The organism is Pseudomonas sp. USTB-Z, from assembly GCF_019691255.1.
Taxonomy (GTDB): Bacteria; Pseudomonadota; Gammaproteobacteria; order Pseudomonadales; family Pseudomonadaceae; genus Aquipseudomonas; species Aquipseudomonas alloputida.
The window spans coordinates 43818-62838 of the sequence record NZ_JAECZP010000002.1; the positions used below are offsets into that span (position 1 = coordinate 43818).

Annotated in this window: 13 protein-coding genes; 12 read left to right on the forward strand and 1 reads right to left on the reverse strand. The window is 64.1% G+C overall.

All coding sequences use genetic code 11. The features are described 5' to 3' along the window. Positions 1–20: 20 nt before the first annotated feature. The 9 genes from I8746_RS02150 (at position 21) to I8746_RS02190 (ending at position 15318) form a co-directional block, all read left to right on the forward strand. Positions 21–3824 (forward strand): type VI secretion protein IcmF/TssM N-terminal domain-containing protein, encoded by a 3804-nt coding sequence (locus I8746_RS02150; protein WP_221100010.1) that lies wholly within the window; start codon positions 21–23, stop codon positions 3822–3824. Then, positions 3821–4729 (forward strand): type VI secretion system-associated protein TagF, encoded by a 909-nt coding sequence (gene tagF, locus I8746_RS02155; RefSeq protein ID WP_012052415.1) that lies wholly within the window; start codon positions 3821–3823, stop codon positions 4727–4729. The genes I8746_RS02150 and tagF overlap by 4 nt, the downstream gene beginning before the upstream one ends. Beyond that, complete coding sequence (gene tssM, locus I8746_RS02160) at positions 4726–7221, forward strand: type VI secretion system membrane subunit TssM (protein WP_221100012.1); 2496 nt, start codon at positions 4726–4728, stop codon at positions 7219–7221. The genes tagF and tssM overlap by 4 nt, the downstream gene beginning before the upstream one ends. Before the next feature lie 143 nt (positions 7222–7364). Beyond that, positions 7365–7883 carry a type VI secretion system tube protein Hcp gene (locus I8746_RS02165; protein ID WP_012052417.1) on the forward strand — a complete coding sequence of 173 codons (519 nt, stop codon included), beginning with the start codon at positions 7365–7367 and terminating at the stop codon, positions 7881–7883. A 95-nt stretch (positions 7884–7978) separates the two neighbouring features. Continuing rightward, positions 7979–9064 (forward strand): type VI secretion system protein TssA, encoded by a 1086-nt coding sequence (tssA, locus tag I8746_RS02170; RefSeq protein WP_221100032.1) that lies wholly within the window; start codon positions 7979–7981, stop codon positions 9062–9064. Positions 9065–9231: 167 nt separating this feature from the next. Continuing rightward, positions 9232–11748, forward strand: a complete 2517-nt coding sequence (locus I8746_RS02175) for an excinuclease ABC subunit UvrA (protein WP_221100035.1) — start codon at positions 9232–9234, stop codon at positions 11746–11748. A gap of 84 nt (positions 11749–11832) precedes the next feature. After that, positions 11833–13482 carry an MFS transporter gene (locus tag I8746_RS02180; protein WP_221100038.1) on the forward strand — a complete coding sequence of 550 codons (1650 nt, stop codon included), beginning with the start codon at positions 11833–11835 and terminating at the stop codon, positions 13480–13482. Then, positions 13479–14612: an HlyD family secretion protein gene (locus I8746_RS02185; RefSeq protein WP_014756600.1), complete on the forward strand. Its 1134-nt coding sequence runs from the start codon at positions 13479–13481 to the stop codon at positions 14610–14612. Before I8746_RS02180 ends, I8746_RS02185 begins: the two co-directional genes overlap by 4 nt. Before the next feature lie 103 nt (positions 14613–14715). Next, complete coding sequence (locus tag I8746_RS02190; protein ID WP_012052422.1) at positions 14716–15318, forward strand: hypothetical protein; 603 nt, start codon at positions 14716–14718, stop codon at positions 15316–15318. A gap of 36 nt (positions 15319–15354) precedes the next feature. Here the strand turns inward: I8746_RS02190 and I8746_RS02195 are convergent, their stop codons facing one another. Next, positions 15355–16230: an AEC family transporter gene (locus I8746_RS02195; protein WP_003248329.1), complete on the reverse strand. Its 876-nt coding sequence runs from the start codon at positions 16228–16230 to the stop codon at positions 15355–15357. Positions 16231–16657: 427 nt separating this feature from the next. On the opposite strand from I8746_RS02195, the gene I8746_RS02200 reads away from it, so the two are divergent. From I8746_RS02200 to I8746_RS02210, 3 genes are all read left to right on the forward strand, one after another. Continuing rightward, entirely contained in the window at positions 16658–17956 is a 1299-nt protein-coding gene (locus I8746_RS02200) for an MFS transporter (protein ID WP_012052423.1), read from the forward strand. Positions 17957–18037: 81 nt separating this feature from the next. After that, positions 18038–18346: a hypothetical protein gene (locus I8746_RS02205; protein WP_003248325.1), complete on the forward strand. Its 309-nt coding sequence runs from the start codon at positions 18038–18040 to the stop codon at positions 18344–18346. 49 nt (positions 18347–18395) lie between these two features. Continuing rightward, on the forward strand, positions 18396–18947 hold the full coding sequence (locus tag I8746_RS02210) for a YbhB/YbcL family Raf kinase inhibitor-like protein (protein WP_192907427.1): 552 nt from the start codon (positions 18396–18398) through the stop codon (positions 18945–18947). The last annotated feature ends 74 nt before the right edge of the window (positions 18948–19021 follow it).

Genomic DNA, 19021 nt, shown 5'->3' on the forward strand with positions numbered 1-19021 from the left:
GGTAGCCGAGTCAGGAAGACATGAAAACATTACTGCGTCTGTTGAAAAGTTTCTGGGTGCTGCTGCCATTGCTGTGGCTGGCTAGCCTGTTGATTTGCTGGCTGGCCGCGCCGCTGGTGCCGTGGCTGCGTCATCACGTGCCTGAAGCGCTGGCAATCATCAGTGCCTGCTTCCTGCTGGTAATCGTGCTGCGCCAATACCAGCGCATTCGCGCCGAACACAACCTGGAGAACCTGCTGCAGATCGAGGTCGACCGCTCGTGGAATGCCACTGGCGAGTTCCGTGACCAGCAGGTGCTGCGTGAGCGCCTGAAGCACGCCATCGCCATGCTGCGCACCGACCGCTCCGCGGGTGGCGGCGGCAAGGCGGCCCTGTCCGACCTGCCCTGGTACCTGGTGGTCGGCATGTCGGCGGCCGGCAAGACCTCGCTGCTGACCCATTCCGGCCTGTCGGCCAGCATCGCTACGGCCAACGACAGCGAAAGCGGCACCCAGCACTGCGACTGGTACTTCAGCCCCGACGCCGTGATGATCGACACCGCCGGGCGCTACCTGCGCGACGACCAGTCGGCCAGCGAGTTCTCGGCCTTTCTGCGCATGCTGCGTAAGCAGCGCGGCAAAGCGGCGATCAATGGCCTGGTGCTTGTGGTCAGCCTGCCCGAGCTGCTGGCGGCCAACAGCGATGAGCGCAATGCCCTGGCGGCCCAGTTGGTGGCACGGGTGGAAGAATACGCCGAATGCCTCGATGCCAACCCGCCGGTTTACCTGATGCTGAGCAAGACCGACCAGTTGCCGGGTTTCAGCCAGGCTTTCGACGGCCTCGACCTGCACGAACGCCAGCAGCCGCTGGGCATGACCTTTGGCCTTTCGGAAATCCGCACCAACGGCCTGCACGCCGTGCTGCAGACACGCCTGAAGAAGCTGCAGGCTCATATTCGCCAGCACGTCGACGCACAGATGATCGCCCTCGGTGCCGAAGCCGACAGCACCCTGCTGAATTTCCCGCAGTACTTCGCCGCCCTCAGCGGTGTGCTCGAGCAATTCCTCGACCACTTCACCCGCGGCCATCGCGGCGGTGCCCCGCTGCTGCTACGTGGCCTGTACTTCACCAGTGCACTGCAGAACGGGCAGCAACTGGGGCAGGTCTATGAAGACGTCATCGCCGACGAATTCGCCCTGCAGGCCGCCTACGATGAACAGGCCGGGCACGTCGGCAAGGCCCTGGGCAACCGCAGCTACTTCATCACCGACACCTTCCGCCAGGTGATCTTCCCCGACCGCGACCTGATCCTTTACCAGTCGCGCCTGGGCCGCCAGGCTGCGTTCAGCCCGCTGCTACTGGGCCTGGCCGCCGCCACCGGGTTGCTGTTCATCGGTTGGCAAGCGCTGTCGTTCGCCAATAACCGCCAGTGGCTGGACAGCCTGCGTGGGCAGCTGGCGCACATCGAGCAGGCAGCAGACCGCGAGCAGCAGCTGGCCGCAGGCAAGGGCCTGGAAGTGCTGCGTGAGCAGATGGCCAACGTCGAGGCCCATCGCCTGCAGGGAGTGCCCTTGCAGCTGGGTGGCGGCCTGTACCAGGGCGAGGCGATTCACCAGGTGACCCGCAGCGCCTACCTGGCGCAGCTGCGCAGCCAGGCGCTGGAACCGATCGCACGCAGCCTGCAAGTGCAGATGCGGGCGTTCAACACCTTCGCCAACGGTATCAACCAGGAGCTGGAATTCACCCCGGCCCCGCTGCCGAAGAAGCGCAATGGCAAGCCGCTGGCCCCTGCCGTTGCAGCCAGGGCCAAGGCCGCGCTGGGCAACACCCGCGCTGGCGCCTATGCCGCCAAGGTCAACCTGGCCACTGCCAGCGATGGCGCCGAGCTGTCCGCCGCCACCGGTGGGCTGTCACTGTCCGAAGAAATGCTCGGGCGCCTGGACGAGCAGCAGGTGGCCTCGATCATCGAGGCCTACAACACCCTCAAGCTGTACCTGTTGCTGACCGAGCCCCAGGCCCATCCAGACCCGGCCTTCGTCGCTGCCAGCCTGCCCCAGGCCTGGGCCAGCGCCGCCGCCGAAGGCACCCCGGCCGACGCTGGCGTGATCGCGGAAAATGCCCCGCTGTACGTGCAGTTGCTGGAGCAGGGCCAAGCGCCGTCGTTGCCGCGCAACGAACAGCTGATCAACGAAACCCGGCAGAACCTCAAGTCGTTCATGATCTCCAGCTCGCTGGTCGATCGCGAATACCTGCGCCTGCAGCTCGAGTCGAGCCGGCAGTTCCCGGCGCTGAGCCTCAACGACCTGGTCCCGCAACCAGGCCGCGCGCTGCTGTACGGAACCGCGGGTGTGCCGGCGATCTACACCCGCCAGGGCTGGGACACCTTCGTCAAGCCCGAGCTGATCAAGCTGGTGTCGGGCAACCTGCGCAACGAGTCGGACTGGGTGCTGGACGGCGAAGGCGGCGATGCCATCGTGCAGAAGGCCAACTTCGTGCGCGAGTTCATGACCCGCTACAAGCGCGACTACACCCAGGCCTGGTACAAGATGGTCAGCAGCGTTGGCGTGCGCCACTTCGCCGACCTGGCCTCGGCGACCCGGGAACTGGGGCTGTTGAGCGACGTGCAGAACTCGCCAGTGAAGAGCCTGCTGCAGGCCGTCAACGACAATACCCAGTGGGACCTGCCGGTCAAGCAAGCCATCCCGGCCCCCGGCACCAGCCGCGATGACGGTTTCTGGAGCAAGGTCACCGGTCTGTTCGACGCCAACGACACCCTGCCTGCCAACGTCGCCCCGGCCCTGCCGGCGGTGGACGACGGCAGCCTGGCCAAGCGCTTCGAGCCGGTGGCGCGGGTGTTCGCTGAAAACAACGCCGAAGGTGCCGACAGCACCATCATGGACCGCTACCTGGCCGCCTTGCGCAAACTCAAGGTGCGCATGAACAACATCCAGCGCTCGCAGGATGTGGGCAAGAGCAGCAAACAGTTGATCAGCGAGACCCTGGAAGGCCAGCCGAGCGAGATCACCACCGTGCGCAACTACGTGGAAAGCAGCGTCGACACCAGCCAGGATGGCCTGTCGCGCTCGCTGCAGGGGCTGTTCAGCCTGCCCATCCAGTATGCCTGGGCGACCCTGCGCGACCCGGCCGGCGAGCAGATCGCCAAGGCCTGGGCGCAGCAGATCGCCAAGCCCTGGGAGCAGGTCATGGCACACCGTTACCCGATTGCCGGCAGCAGCCGCAACGAGGCTTCGGTGAAAGACCTGCAACGCTTCGTAGATCCCGACAGCGGCCTGCTGCCGGCCTTCAAGCGCAACGAAATCGGCAACCTGGCCGGTGGTGAAGGTCTGGGTGTGGGCGATGGCAAGGGGCCGGCGCTGGTCAACCCTGGCATGCTCAACAGCATCGACAAGGCCAGCTCCGTGGGCCAGGTGATCGCCAGCCTGTCGGACCGTGACAACGGCTTCGAAATCATGCTGGAGCCTTCAGCCAACTTCACCGACATCGTCTTCACCCTCGATGGCCAGGAGCAGCACTACCGCAACGGCCGCAGCAGCTGGAACCGCTTCGCCTGGCCAGGCACCAGCACCGCGCCGGGCGCGCGCCTGGACGTCGTTACCCTGAGCGGCACACGGGTCACCGTGTTCGACTTCCCAGGGCGGTGGGGCCTGCTGCGCATGAACGAGAGCGCTCGGGTCGACGACCTGGACGGCATTCAGCAACGCTTTAGCTGGAACACCGCCAGTGGCCGCGTAAGCCTTATCGTGCGCAACTTCGGCGGGGTCAAGCTGACCGATCTGGGTGACGTCAAGGCCCTGAGCGCCCTCAACAGCAGGGGCGCGCAATGATTGGTTGCTTCGGCAAGCTGCCGTCGAGCGCAGATTTCGTCAGCCTGCATGGGGCGGCGGAAGAAGTCTGCGAGTTCGACGCCTGGTTGCAGTCATCGCTGGCAGCCATGCGCTACCGCGATGACTGGCAGGCGTTGTTCGACGCGCTGCCGATGTGTTTTTTCACCTACCGCGCACGCAACGGCAACTGGCTACTGGGTGGCCTGCTCAGCTCGCGCGATGCCAGCCAGCGGCGCTACCCGTTCTTCATCTTCCAGCTGCTAAAGGGCGATGACAGTACTGGGCTGGTCAACCCGTTCACGCTTGGCGAGCTGTTCAGCGCGCAGATCAAGCCGATGCTGCACCAGGCCGTGCAAGGCGCCGACTGCACCCGCCTGTTCGAACGGATCAAGGCCTTGCGCCCGCTGCAGGGCCAGGACCTGGACCTGTTCCGCCGGGTGCACGCCAAGTTCCTGCATGATTTCAGCTTCGCGGATGTGGCCCGTGCCCTTCATGGGTCCTGGCCAGGTTTCGACAGTGCCACTGCCCTCGCCCACCTGCAGCTCGGCCGTGCCTCGCTGCAGGGCGACTTTGCAGGCGGCATCGAATTGCCGTTGCCGGCCGAACGTGGCCTTAAAAACCCCACTGCCGACCTGTGGCTGACCTGGCTGGCCCGCATGAGCGAACACCGAGCGCTGCCGGCAGTGAGCCTGTTGGCCGACGACTTCATGCACCCGCAGCTGTATTGCTTCCCGGCGCGCCACGCCAGCTGTGCCTACCGCCTGCTCAGTGGCTGTGCCGACCCGTGCCAGCACCTGGAGTTGCTCAGCCCGCTGACAACGGTGCCACGGCTGCACGATTACGACCGCCCCCTTGAACATGTCATCGACCAGTTCGTCGATGCACTGGATGCGACGCCTGTATGAACAAGCTCAAGTACTACTGCCTGCGCTACCAACCCTACCTGCTGGGCGTGGCGTTCTTCCTGGCGATCTTCCTGGTCTGGGCCATCGGCCGAGCCTTCGGCTTCGCCTCGCTGCACAGCCTGCTGGCCGGGATCGGCGTGTTTCTGCTGCTGTCGGCGGGCTATGTACTGCTGCTGTACCGCGGCGTGGGTCAGCACCACAACCTTGAAGGCCTGCTGCGTGACGACGCCGACCAGGCCGTACTCAGTGCAGCCCCGGCCGACCGGGAAGAAGTCAGCCTGTTGCGCGAGCGCCTGCTGCAGGGCATCGAGCGCCTGCACAGCAACAAGCCGCGCGGTACTTCGAACAAGGATGCCCTGTATGCCCTGCCCTGGTACCTGGTCATTGGCCAGCCTGCCGCCGGCAAGAGCACGATGATCCTGCAGTCGGGCCTTAACTTCCCCTATGCCGAGCGCGAAGGCGTGCGTGTCGCGGGCCTGGGCGGCACGCGCAACTGCGACTGGTTCTTCAGCTCTGAAGCGGTACTGCTGGACACTGCCGGGCGCTACATGAACAGCCCCGAGGAAGCCGGCAAGTGGCGCGGCTTTTTGCAACTGCTGCGCCAGCACCGCCAGCGCCGTCCCCTTAATGGCTTGATTGTCAGCGTCAGCATCGCCGATATCCTGCATGGTTCGGTCGAAGACCAGGAGCGCGTGGCCAAGCGCTTGCGCGAACGCATTCAGGAAAGCTGCGCGCTGCTGGAAGTGCGTCTGCCAATCTACCTGGTTTTCACCAAATGCGACCTGATCCCTGGTTTCACCGCGTTCTATCGCCAACTGGACGACGCGGCTCGTGGTGAAGTGATGGGTAAAACCTTCTCTCACAAGGGTTACGAGCAAGCCGACTGGGGCCAGCGCTTCAGCAATGCGATGGACGAGCTGACGCGTTACTGGGGGCAGATGGCGAGCCAGCAGCTGGTGCAGCAGGACATACAAGTCACCCGGCGGAACGACGCTGCCTACCGCTTCCCGCTGGAGCTGGCCGCGCTCAAGCCGCGCCTGCATCAGTTCGTCGACAGCCTGCTGCGTGCCAACCCTTACCAGAATGCCGAAATGCTGCGCGGTTTCTATTTCACCGCGGCGCTGCAGGCCGACGAGGCTCAGTGGGGCTGCCACGGCCAGCATGTGGCCGAACGCTTCGCGCTCGAACACGCAGAAGGAACGGGCACTGCCGGCAGCCAGCCGGCGCCGCTGTTCATCAACAGCCTGTTCCGCAAAGTGATCATTCCCGACCAGCATTTGGTGGCGCTGTACACCAGCAACCACCGTGAACGCCGGCGCAAGGCCGGGTGGGTGGGCGCTGCCGGCCTGGCGGCACTGGTGCTGTGCAGCCTGTGGGGCTGGTCGTACCTGAACAACCGCGCCACCCTGGCCAGCATTGCCGACGAACTGGCCCAGGCCAAGGCCGACGACCAGGCGGCCAGCGGCCAGTACACCGCCTGGCGAAGCCTCGACCGCTTGCGCTTCTGGGCTGCTCACTACCATGAGCAACACCACGCTAAGGGCGTGCCCCTCGGCATGCGCCTGGGCCTGTACCAGGGCCATGAGGTGGAGCCGCTGCTGCGCGACCGCTACTTCGCCACGTTGCAGAATGTGATGCTAAAGCCCACGGCCGATAATCTGACCCGTACCCTGTACCTGCTGACCACGCTCAAGGTCTACCAGCGCAACACCCGTGAGCTGCAGCCAGTGAGCGGCATTGACAGCGTAGAGGCCGAGGCGCTGCCCCATGACAACCGCGCCCAGTCGATCGCCAATTTCGGAAAGGCGGCCCTGGACACTTACGTGATGCTTTCTCCGGGCCAGCGCGAGCATGCCGACCCGGCGTTTCTCAAGGCGCACCTGCCGGACTACTGGTACCCGGCCATCGCCCGCCATACCGGCAAGAGCATGGCCGCCGCTGGCAGCGAGGCCGGTGGCAACCAGGACTACCTGTATGCCAGCCGCCAGATCACGTTCTACAGCGACCAGATCCGTGAGCCAGATGTACCGCGCATCCTCGACAACGCCTTCCTGATGTCCAGTTCGCGCAACTACATCGACAGCCTGCGGGCCCAGTCACTGCGTGCGATCGAGACCATCACGCTGGAATCCGACACCCTGTTCGCCTTCGGCCGCGCCGATTTCCAGAGCCTGAAAAACGAAGGCCAGCATCAGCTGAGCGCAATTGCCAGCAAGCTGCTGAACACCCCGAATATCGGCAAGATCATCATCTCGGGGCACGCCGACCAACTGGGTGACAGCCAGGGCAACCTGCAGGTTTCGAAACAACGGGCGCAAACCATCCGCACCTATCTGGTTGGCAAGGGCGTACCTGCCGAGCTGGTGGTCGCGCAGGGCGAAGGCAGCCGCAAGCCATTGGTCAACTGCGACATGCAACAACCGCGAACGCAGTTGATCAAGTGCCTGGAGCCCAACCGCCGGGTGGAAATCGAAGTGCGTGGGCTTAACTGAGCCACGCCGCAATAACCGGTCGCCGGGGCCTCACAGGATGAGGCCCGGGCGGCGGCAAGCTACCTCTGCCGGCACGCCCGGCGAGGTCAAAACCAAGGGGCGCATGAGCAACCCTTTACATGTTGTTAATGGAGAGTTTCACAATGGCATTTGACGCGTATATCCAAATCGACGGCATCCCAGGCGAAGTACTGGATGAAAAACACAAGGACTGGATCGAAGTGCTGGGCTACGAGTACGGCGCCACCCAGGCTACGTCGGCAACCGCCAGCTCTTCGGGCGGTGCGTCCTCCGAGCGCGTTGCCCTGAGCGACTTCAAGATCCGCAAGGCAGTCGACAAGGCATCGGCCAAACTGTTCGAACACTGCTGCACTGGCAAGCACATCGCCAAGCTGAAGCTGAACGTGAACCGCGCCGGTGGCGACAAGGTCACCTACCTGACCATCGACATGGAAGAAGTGGTGGTCTCTTCGGTCAAGTTTGTCGCCGGTGGCAATCAGAATGGTGAAGACAAGGCGGTCAGCGACCTGCCCGTTGAAGAAATCAGCTTCAACTTTGCCCGCATCAAGACCACTTACACCCAGCAGAACCGCACCGACGGCCAGGCCGGCGGCAACATCGTAGGTGGCTGGGACCGCACCGCGAACAAAGTGTTTGCCTAAGCACGTACCGAACCATGGGCCGCTTCGGCGGCCTGTGTTCTGCAGCGCGCCGGGTTTTCCGGCGCGCTGTTCACTAGCCATGTCCAGAGTGTTCTATGCCTGAAATTCTCAATGACCTCTCGCTGGCCACACTGGCCGCCCCTATCGAGGGGGGCAGTGGCGAAGACTTGAGCTTCTCTGCCTTGTTCGACCAGATCAAGGAGGCACGCCGGGCGGACCCAGACTACCTGACCCAGGGGGACTGGCAAACCGACTTGAAGACTGCCGACTGGGAGCAGGTGATCAACCTGTCGGCTCAAGGGCTTGCGCAGCAAAGCAAAGACCTGATGCTGGTGGCCTGGCTCTGCGAGGGGCTGGCCCAACGTGAACACTTCGAAGGCATCACCTTTGGCCTCGAGCTGACCGAACAGCTCCTGGTTGCGTTCTGGGAAACGCTGTACCCCACCCTCGAAGACGGCCTGGACGAGCGCGCGGCGCGACTGTCCTGGTTGAAGACCACGCTCACCGACATTGCCGGTGGCTTGCCCATTATCCAAGGGCAGCATTTTGGCGTGTTGCGCTATGACGAATCACGCCATGTAGAAAACCTCGCCTTGCAAAACCCCAAGGCGATGCAGACAGCGCTGAACGAAGGCAAGATCAACGCCGAGATCTTCCAGCGCTCGGTAGCGCTTACCGACACCGATTACCTGCGCGCCAAGGCCCAGCAGATCGCTACCAGCCTGAATGCATGCAAACGCCTGCAGGCCAGCGCCGACCGCCTGTTCGGCCACGAGGCGCCCAGCTTTGCCAGCCTTGCCGACATGCTTTCGCGTGCCAGCCAGCTGGCGGAAAAACTGCTCAAGGACCGCGGCGTCGAGCTACACCCCGCCATCCCGGAAGAAGCACAGCCACAGGCCACGGGTGCCAACCTCCACGAAGCAGGTGAAGCGATGAATGCCACGCCCCCGACGACCGCACCTGCAGCCCTGCGCACCACCCCGCTGACCCGCGACGAGGCATTCACCATGCTTGCGGGCATCGCCCAGTACTTCAAACAGAGCGAACCGCAAAGCCCGGTACCCTACCTGATCGAACGTGCGATCAAGTGGGGCAACATGCCGTTGGAAGGCTGGTTGAGTGACGTGATCAAGGACAACAATGTGGTGGACAACATCCGCGATGTGCTGGGCACCCGCTAGGGGCTGCAATAAAAGCCTTGAGACGAACGTCAGGTAAGGCGAAAACAGCCGGCGCCCTGCCCCCCCTCCGGCTCCATCGGGTAGATTCCTTGACTGCTGCCCACGCAAGGGCGCTGCAATTGCTGTTAACTTGAGCTTCCTGCCCAGCTTCAGACAAGGACTGCTTCATGCCACAACGCCCGACCACCCCAAGCGGTTTCATCCGCGTCCGTGGCGCCCGCGAGCACAACCTGAAGAACATCGATGTCGATATCCCCCGCGACGCCTTGGTGGTGTTCACCGGCGTGTCTGGCTCGGGCAAGTCTTCGCTGGCGTTCTCCACGCTGTATGCCGAAGCCCAGCGGCGTTATTTCGAATCGGTGGCGCCCTATGCCCGGCGCCTGATCGACCAGGTTGGCGTGCCGGATGTCGATGCCATCGACGGGCTACCGCCGGCGGTGGCGCTGCAGCAGCAACGCGGCACGCCGAGTGCACGCTCCTCGGTGGGTAGCGTGACCACCTTGTCCAGTTCGATCCGCATGCTCTATTCACGCGCAGGCCACTATCCGGCCGGGCAAGCGATGCTGTACGCCGAAGACTTTTCTCCGAACACGCCCCAGGGCGCTTGCCCGCAGTGCCATGGCCTGGGCCGTGTCTACGAGGTGACCGAAGCGACCATGGTCCCCGACCCGTCGCTGACCATCCGTGAGCGTGCGGTGGCGGCGTGGCCAATGGCGTGGCAAGGGCAAAACCTGCGCGACATCCTGGTCACGCTGGGCTATGACGTCGATATCCCTTGGCGCGACCTGCCTCAGGCGCAGCGCGACTGGATCCTGTTCACTGAAGAGACGCCCACCGCCCCCGTGTATGCCGGCCTGACCCCGGCGCAGACCCGCGAAGCGCTCAAGCGCAAGCTGGAGCCCAGCTATCAAGGCACGTTCATGGGTGCCCGGCGTTATGTGCTGCATACCTTCATGCACTCGCAGAGCGCGCAGATGCGCAAGCGTGTGGCCCAGTACATGCACCCCAGCCCCTGCCCGCTGTGCCAGGGCAAACGCCTGAAGCGCGAAGCGCTGGCCGTGACCTTCGCCGGGCTGGACATCGCCGAACTGTCGCACCTGTCGTTGCAGGCGCTGGCTGAGGTGTTCCGCAAGGTGGCGGCAGCCGACTACCTGACCCAGCAGCAGGACGAGCTGACACTGGAAAAACGCCTGGCGGCCCAACGCATCGCCAAAGAACTGCTCGAACGCATTGACACGCTGCTTGACCTCGGCCTCGGTTACCTGGCCCTGGAGCGCAGCACCCCGACCTTGTCTTCTGGTGAACTGCAACGCCTGCGCCTGGCCACCCAGCTGAATTCGCAGCTGTTTGGAGTGGTTTACGTACTCGACGAGCCGTCGGCCGGCTTGCACCCGGCCGACAGTGAAGCGCTGTTCGAAGCCCTGCAGCGCCTGAAACAGGCTGGCAACTCGGTGTATGTGGTGGAGCACGACCTGGACACGATGCGCCGCGCCGACTGGCTGGTGGATGTAGGGCCAGCTGCCGGCGAACACGGCGGCACCATCCTCTACAGCGGGCCGCCCGCCGGCCTGGCCAAGGTGCAACAGTCATGCACCCGCACCTACCTGTTCGATGCCCCGGTACAGGCCACACGCGCCCCCCGCCAAGCACGCGACTGGCTGAAGCTTGAAGGCATCACGCGCAATAACCTCGATAACCTGAGCGCCGCATTTCCGTTGGGCTGCTTTACCGCCGTTACCGGTATTTCAGGCTCGGGCAAATCCAGCCTGGTCAGCCAGGCCCTGCTGGAACTGGTGGGGGCACACCTGGGCCATGCCGAGCAACGTAGCGAGCCCGAAGCGCAGAGCCTGGAAGACGAACCTGAACAGACCAGCAGCGGCCACGTAAGCGCCGGGCTTGGCAGCATCAAGCGGTTGGTGCAGGTTGACCAGAAACCGATCGGCCGTACGCCGCGCTCCAACCTGGCCACCTACACAGGCCTGTTCGACCACGTGCGCAAACGCTTCGCGGCTACCGAGCAGGCCAAGGCACAGGGCTTCGACGCCGGGCGCTTTTCGTTCAACGTTGCCAAGGGCCGGTGCGCCAACTGCGAGGGAGAGGGTTTCGTCAGCGTCGAATTGCTGTTCATGCCCAGCGTGTATGCGCCCTGCCCGACCTGCCAGGGTGCCCGCTACAACCCCGAAACCCTGGCGGTGAGCTGGCAAGGCATGAACATCGCGCAAGTGCTGCAGTTGACCGTCGACCAGGCCCTGCAGGTTTTTGCCGAGCAACCGCCTGCCCGCCGTTGTCTGCAGGTGCTGCAGGATATCGGCCTGGGCTACTTGCGTCTGGGCCAGCCTGCCACCGAGCTGTCCGGTGGTGAAGCGCAGCGGATCAAGCTGGCGACCGAACTGCAGCGCATGGCCCGCGGGGCGACCCTGTATGTGCTGGATGAGCCCACCAACGGCTTGCACCCGCAGGACATCGACCGGCTGCTGGTACAGCTGAACCGCCTGGTAGAAAGCGGGCATAGCGTGGTGGTGGTCGAACACGACATGCGAGTGGTGGCGCAGAGTGACTGGGTGATCGATATTGGCCCGGGGGCCGGGGATTCCGGGGGCAAGGTGGTGGTCAGCGGCACCCCGCAGGTGGTGGCCGGGTGTAAGGCAAGCCGCACGGCCGAGTTTCTGGCCAAAGCGTTGTAGTGGGCGGCGCTCAATCTCGACACCCCCCAAAAAACCAAAGGACGCGCCTAGCAGCATCAAGCGCCGCTAAAGTAAAGTCTGCCGATGGATAAATACGCCCCCCGCCAGTGGCTCCCCCACGAAAAGCCCAGCCTGCCAGGCTCCCCTTCCACGCCCCTGCATTCGCCAGCCAAGCGTCTGGCCTATGGCGTGGTCGGCCTACTGGTGGCAATCACCGGTGGCCTGGGCAACGCGCTGGTCACCGCCAACCTGGTGTTTCTGCAAGGCGCCCTGGGTGCAACCACCGCGGAAATGGCCTGGCTGCCGGCCGCCTATGTGATGACCAACGTCTCCATCAACCTGCTGTTGGTGAAGTTCCGCCAACAGTTCGGCCTGCGAGCCTTCACCGAAGTGTTCCTGGTGCTGTACGTGGTGGTCACCTTCGCCCACCTGCTGGTCAACGACCTGAACTCTGCCATCGCCGTACGCGCGGCCCACGGCATGGTCGGCGCGGCGCTCAGCTCGCTGGGGCTGTATTACATGATTCAGGCCTTCCCGGCGCAATGGCGGCTCAAGGCCATGGTACTGGGCCTGGGTGCCTCGCAGCTGGCACTACCGCTGGCACGGATCTTTTCTGAAGACCTTCTGCAAATTGCCGAATGGCGCGGGTTGTACCTGTTCGAGCTGGGCCTGGCACTCACCGCACTGGGTTGCGTACTGCTGCTGAAATTGCCGCCCGGTGACCGTTTTAAAACGTTCGAACCCCTCGACTTCCTGACCTTCACCTTGATCGCCAGCGGTACCGCACTGCTCTGCGCCGTACTGTCACTGGGGCGCATCGACTGGTGGCTGGAGACGCCGTGGATCGGCGTGGCACTGGCGGCGTCGATCGCGCTGGTCTTCAGCGGCCTGGCCATCGAGCACAATCGCCGCAACCCCTTGTTGATGACCCACTGGTTGGGTAGTGGCGCCATCATACGTCTGGCCCTGTGCGTGGTGCTGATCCGCATGGTGACCTCGGAACAGTCCACCGGCGCGGTCGGTTTCCTGCAGGCGCTGAACATGGGCAGCGAGCAGATGCGCACGCTGTACTGGATCATGCTGTCAGGCGCTGTCACGGGCCTGGCCAGCAGCGCCCTCACCATCAACCCCAACCATTTGGTGATCCCGCTGTTCGTCTCGCTGCTGGCCATGGCCGCCGGCGCCTTCATGGACAGCAGTTCCAGCAACCTCACACGCCCGGCTCAAATGTACTTGAGCCAGTTCCTGCTGGCGTTCGGCAGCACGTTCTTCCTCGGCCCGTCGATGGCCCTGGGCATCAGCCATGTGCGCGCCAACCCGCGCAACCTGGTCAGTTTTTCGGTGTTGTTCGGCATCTGCAACAACCTCGGCGGCCTGATTGGTGCGGCGTTGTTGGGCACCTTCCAGACCTGGCGGGAAAAGTTTCACTCCAGCCACCTGATGGATCGCCTCAGCTACCTGGAACCCCTGGTCAATGCCCGCGTTCAAAGTGGGGGTGCCGGTTACGGCGGCATCATTGCCGACCCTGCCTTGCGCAGTGAAGCCGGCATGCGCCTGCTGGCCAGCGCTGCTACCCGTGAAGCGAACGTCATGGCCTACAACGATGTGTTCGTGCTGATCGGCAGCATCGCCATCCTGACCATGATCTGGATCTGTATCCGCAGTACCTGGCTCTGGCATGTGAAACGTCAGGCCACCCTTACCGACTCTACCCCCGGCGCGCCCACCCGATGACCGACGACACCCGCACCACGACCACCACCGCCATCGCCGAAACCCCGGAGGGCGTCACACCGCCCAGTGAACCAACCAGCCCGGTACGCACGCGGCGGGTGCGCATCCTGTCATCCATCAGCTTCGCCGCGGTGGCGTTGGCCGGCATCCTGTTGGTGCTGTATGCCTGGCGCCTGCCACCATTCAGCAGCGCCATCGAAAGCACCGAGAACGCCCTGGTGCGGGGCCAGGTGACCATCATCGGCCCGCAGCTCAGCGGCTACGTCATCGATGTACCGGTGCATGACTTCCAGTTCGTCAAGGCCGGCGACTTGCTGGTGCAACTTGACGACCGTATCTACAAACAACGCCTTGCCCAAGCCAGCGCCCAGCTGCAACAGCAGTTGGCGGCCCTGGCCAACAACCAGCAGCAGCGCAAAAGCGCCGAAGCGACCATTGCCCAGCGCCAGGCCGCCATCGGCGATGCTGCGGCCCAGGCGGCCAAAGCCAAGGCTGACCTCGGCCGCAACCAGGCGCTGGTCAACGATGGATCGGTGTCGCGCCGCGACCTGGACCTGGCCCGTGCCAGCGAGGCCGCTGCCGTCGCCAGCCTGGCCCAGGCCAGGGCGGCGCTGGAAATCGCCCGCCAGGACCGTGAGACCGTGGTGGTCAACCGGGCCGCACTCGAGGCCTCGGTGGAGAACGCCAAGGCCGCCGTGGAGCTGGCACGCATCGACCTCGACAACACCCGCGTCACGGCCCCGCGCGATGGCCAGTTGGGGCAGATCGGCACCCGCCTGGGTGCTTATGTCAACTCTGGCGCGCAGCTCATGGCGCTGGTGCCCGACACCCTTTGGGTGATTGCCAACATGAAGGAAACCCAGATGGCCAATGTGCGTATCGGCCAGCCCGTGAGCTTTACCGTAGACGCGCTGAACCACCGGAAGCTACGGGGCCATGTGCAGCAGATTTCGCCGGCCACCGGCTCTGAATTCGCCTTGCTGCAGGCGGACAACGCCACTGGCAACTTCGTCAAGATCGCCCAGCGCATACCGGTGCGCATCACGGTGGATGCCGACCAGCCGACTGCCAGGCATCTGCGCCCAGGGATGTCGGTGGTGGTCAGTATCGACACCCGGGGCGAACAGTGATGTAACCCCGGCAGCCCCTGCAGGGATGCCGTCGTGCCACGATTGCGCCGCTCTAACCCGTGGGTTTTAATCGCGCACGATCCGTCGCCAAGGAAGTTTCACCATGTACAGGAAGATCGTGCCACTGGCATTGCTGGCAACACTGGCCGGTTGCTCCGACAGCCAGGACACCATCAAGGCCCGTTTCCACAAGGCTGTCCAGGCCTCCCTGGATACCCGGTACCCACACTGTTTCGTCATCAGTTCGTTCCCTACCAAGACCCAGGACTTCGACGTGCACGGCACCAACAAGGCGTTGCACGCCCTGGCGCAGGTAGGCGTGGTCAGCGAGAAGGAAATTTCGCGCACCGAAATACCGGCCCGGCTGTGGTCGCCGGCACGCACGGATATCTACTACGCCTACGACCTGACCGATGAAGGCCGCAAATACTACAAGGCGGGCGCCGGGCTGTGTTTCGGCAAGGCACAAGTGACGGCAATCGAGCAGTTCAGTGAGCCGAGCGAGGCAACCGGACAGAAGCTGTCGAATGTGACCTATGCCTACAAGATCATCGAGTTGCCGGCGTGGGCCGCCAATGATCAGGTGAAAGCCAGCATCGCCGGCTTGGGCCAGGCGGTGGCCAGCCATGCTGCCCCGCTCAAGGAAACCCGAACCCTGGTGCTGACCAGCCAAGGCTGGGTGGATGACCAGTTGTCGGTCCAGTAGCTCGAAGCCTGTACCGGCACTATCGTCGGTAAAGGCCTACATCCACCAGGCCAGGACCACCGGTAACCAGGCAAACGACAGCACCGTCGAGCACATCACCAGGTTCGCCACCTGCTCTGGCTCACGGTTGGCCCGCACCGCCATCAGGTAGTTGAACACGGCTACCGGCATCGCCGACTGCACCATCAGCACCGCACGCTCCAGGCTGTCCATACCCAGTACCGCGCCCACTGCCCAGCCCACCGCAGCCCCCAGGCCAATGCGCAAACCGCCCAGCAGCATGCCGCTGCCCACGTGACGCAGGCGAATGCTGGCCAGTGATACCCCCAGGGTCAGCAGCATGAGCGGAATGGTCATGCCGCCCAGCAGGTCTGCGGTGTTGGCCAGCCAACGCGGCAGTTCGAAATCGAGAAAAATGATGGGCATGCCGCCGGCCAGGCTGATGACGATAGGGTTGCGCAGCAACGCCTTGAGCGAAGCCGCCGTGCCGGAGATGGCCATGCCGATGGTGAACTGCACGATCGACAGGGTCAGGAAAAATGCCACGGCCAGGGCCAGGCCATGCTCACCGAAGGCATACAGACTGATCGGCAGGCCCATGTTGCCGGTGTTAGGGAACATGAACGCCGGCAGCAGTACCCGCCAGTGCATGCCCGACGCGCGACACACCAGCAAAGCGGCCAAGGCCATCCCCAAGGTGCACAGCAAGCAGGCCACGGCCATGCTGGTAAAGGCATTCGGGTCCAGGTCGGTACGACTGAGGGTGGACAGTACCAGCGAAGGTGTGCCGACGGTCATCACCACCCGGGCGATGAAATCAGTGGGGTAATCCAGGCCCTTGCGGGCCCAGGCAAAACCAATGCCGGCGACGATGAAAACCGGGGCCAGGACTGCGAACAGCGACGCGAACATGGGGGGCCTTCCTTGGTGGGGTTCAGCATTATGCCGCACTCAGTGAGAGTACCGGGCCGATCTCACCGCACGCAGGCGCCGCCATCGAAAATGTCTGTGGAAGACAAGTTCATGTCGCGCTGAGACTGCGGCGTCTCGTCGCACACCCAGGCCCCTTGGGCAAACGCGTCCAAGCCCGTAGAATCCCGCTTCCTTTTCGCCCGTCGCCTTGAACGGTGGCAACCAGTAGCAATGACAGAGTCAGCGCCTGAACACATGAACGCACATGTGAAGTAGGCTCAACCCTCCCCGCCCGGCCCATCTCCCATAACGCCCAGCGGTTGAGTCTTGCCCAGGTCGCATCCGTGTCGCCACTCGCCCCTTGCCGGGTCGAGCCGGTGTGCGCGCCGAGAAGGTGCTCATTCCGCTCATCCAACTAGAGGTACGTATGTCTCCGCGTTTGCTGGCCATGGCGCTGGCGCCCCTGCTCGGGCTGTTCATCATTGCCCTGGGCAACGGCTTCATGTCTTCCCTGACCACCCTGCGCCTGGGCGCCGCCGGTGAGTCTGCCACTACCATTGGTATCGTCTCGTCGACTTACTTCATCGGCCTGACCCTCGGCGCCATCTTCAACGACCGGCTGATCCTGCGCATCGGCCACATTCGCGCCTATACCAGCTTCGCCTCGCTGATCGCCGTGACCATCCTGCTGCAAGGGTTGTTCTACGAGGTCACCTGGTGGTCGGTGCTTCGCCTGATCAACGGCTGGGCCGCAGTGGGCGTGTTCCTGGTGATCGAAAGCTGGCTGTTGCTGGCCGGCGACGCGAAAATCCGCGGCCGCCTGCTGGCGCTGTACATGATCGCCTTCTACGGCGCCGGGGTGATCGCCCAGGCCGGCCTTGGCGAAATCACCCAGCTAGGCGATACCGCCCCGTTCATGCTGGCCGGCGTTCTGGCCGCCCTGTCGGTGTTGCCGATCGTGATCCTGCCGCGGGTGTCGCCGCTGCTGGAGCAGGTCGAACCCCTCAAGCCCCGCCAGTTGCTGGGCGTGGCACCGTCGGGCCTGGTCGGCTGCTTCGGTTCGGGCGTAGCGATTGCCGGCATCTATGCGCTGCTGCCACTGTACTTGCAGCGCATCGGCCTGGAGGTGGGTGAAGTTGGCAACATGATGGCCTGGGTGATCCTTGGCGCGATGCTGCTGCAGTACCCGGTCGGGCGCTGGTCCGACCGCAAGGACCGCCTCGATGTGCTGCTCGCGCTGGCCGCGTTGTGCGTTGTCCTGTCGCTTGTCACGGTGTTCCTGCCATCGGACTCGTTCCTGTTGCCGGCCATGCTGTTCCTGCTGGGTGGTGGCGTGTTCACCCTGTACCCGGTGGCGGTCAGCCATGCGGCCGACCGCGCGCCGTCCGATGCGCTGGTGCCGATGATCCAGGGCCTGCTGCTGATCAACTCGCTGGGGTCGGCCATGGCACCGGTGGCCATTTCGCCGATGATGACCGAGTTTGGCGAGGCTGGGCTGTTCTGGGCGTTTGCCGTGGTCAACCTGGCCATGGTGTGCTTCTTCATGTGGCGCCGCGGCAAGCGCCCGGCGGCAGAGCACCCGGCGCCGTTCACCGCTTCGACCACCTTCTCGCCAACCGGTGCCGAGTTGCGGGTGACCGAAGACCTGATGCATGCGGCGCAGGAGCATCCGCCGCTGGAGCCGGTCGAAACACCGGCACCCGCACAGCGCTCGGAATCTTGTTGATTGCCACTCGTCGCCCAGAAGGCACCCCGCCAGCCGCTGCCAGCCAAACGAATGACAGATCTTGCACAAAGGAGAAGTCCCATGATCCGCATTCGCCCGCTGTCCCTGTGCCTGGCGCTGGCCCTGACCAGCCTCACCGGCGCTGCCTTCGCCGCCACCGACACCCATACCGACAGCCATCCGCAAACTGACCAGTCCGGCGGCAAGACTGCCGGTGAAGGCAGCAGCGTCAACAGCCCCGGTAGCAGCAAAGGTAACGACAGCAGTGACACCGGCAGCAACGCCGATGCCGCCGACGGTGCCTCTGGCGGCTCCAACAGCACCGGCGAAGCCACCGGCTCTGGTGCCGGAGCCAGCGGAGGCACTGCCGAGGACCAGGACAGCCGCTGAGGCAGACCTGGACTAGACTAAGCCCTTGACGCCCTGCCAAGGATTGACCATGCACCTCAGACACTGGCTGTTCGCTGCGTTGCTGCCCTGCACAGCGTTAGCCGCCGCAGGCGGCCAAGGCGCGATGTCGGTCAGTTCCTCGTCGTTCACCGATGGCGGCGTCATCGCCCTGCAACAGGTCGGCCAGGACCCGGCATGCGGTGCCGGTGAAGAGCGGACCCCGCAACTGAGCTGGGACAACCTGCCCGCAGGTACGCGATCACTGGCCCTGATCATGCTCGACCCGGACGGTGGCAAGGGCGTGGGTGTGGTGCACTGGGTGGCGTACAACATCGATCCCGAACAGGATGGGCTCAAGGAAGGCATGGCGGGGTTGAGCGGGCCCTACGTGACAGTGGGCCGCAACTCCCGTGGCACCCAGAGCTACCGCGGCCCCTGTCCACCCGCCGGCGACAACCCCCATCATTACGCCCTGACCCTGATTGCCACCGACCTGCCCTTGGGTACCTTGCCCGAGGGGCTGGACCGCAGCGGCCTGCTGCAACTGCTGCAAGGCCACGCCCTGGGGGCGCAGAGCCTGGTCGGGCGCTACGGCCATTGAACCAGTCAGTACAAAAATAAATGATCGGCCCTATAGCATTTATCCATTGAATGGCCCGCACGAACTGAAGTAAG

Coding starts and splice junctions, on each gene's coding strand:
- I8746_RS02150 (WP_221100010.1), top strand. CDS start 21: ATGAAAACATTACTGCGTCTGTTGAAAAGTTTCTGGGTGCTGCTGCCA.
- tagF (WP_012052415.1), top strand. CDS start 3,821: ATGATTGGTTGCTTCGGCAAGCTGCCGTCGAGCGCAGATTTCGTCAGC.
- tssM (WP_221100012.1), top strand. CDS start 4,726: ATGAACAAGCTCAAGTACTACTGCCTGCGCTACCAACCCTACCTGCTG.
- I8746_RS02165 (WP_012052417.1), top strand. CDS start 7,365: ATGGCATTTGACGCGTATATCCAAATCGACGGCATCCCAGGCGAAGTA.
- tssA (WP_221100032.1), top strand. CDS start 7,979: ATGCCTGAAATTCTCAATGACCTCTCGCTGGCCACACTGGCCGCCCCT.
- I8746_RS02175 (WP_221100035.1), top strand. CDS start 9,232: ATGCCACAACGCCCGACCACCCCAAGCGGTTTCATCCGCGTCCGTGGC.
- I8746_RS02180 (WP_221100038.1), top strand. CDS start 11,833: ATGGATAAATACGCCCCCCGCCAGTGGCTCCCCCACGAAAAGCCCAGC.
- I8746_RS02185 (WP_014756600.1), top strand. CDS start 13,479: ATGACCGACGACACCCGCACCACGACCACCACCGCCATCGCCGAAACC.
- I8746_RS02190 (WP_012052422.1), top strand. CDS start 14,716: ATGTACAGGAAGATCGTGCCACTGGCATTGCTGGCAACACTGGCCGGT.
- I8746_RS02195 (WP_003248329.1), bottom strand. CDS start 16,230: ATGTTCGCGTCGCTGTTCGCAGTCCTGGCCCCGGTTTTCATCGTCGCC.
- I8746_RS02200 (WP_012052423.1), top strand. CDS start 16,658: ATGTCTCCGCGTTTGCTGGCCATGGCGCTGGCGCCCCTGCTCGGGCTG.
- I8746_RS02205 (WP_003248325.1), top strand. CDS start 18,038: ATGATCCGCATTCGCCCGCTGTCCCTGTGCCTGGCGCTGGCCCTGACC.
- I8746_RS02210 (WP_192907427.1), top strand. CDS start 18,396: ATGCACCTCAGACACTGGCTGTTCGCTGCGTTGCTGCCCTGCACAGCG.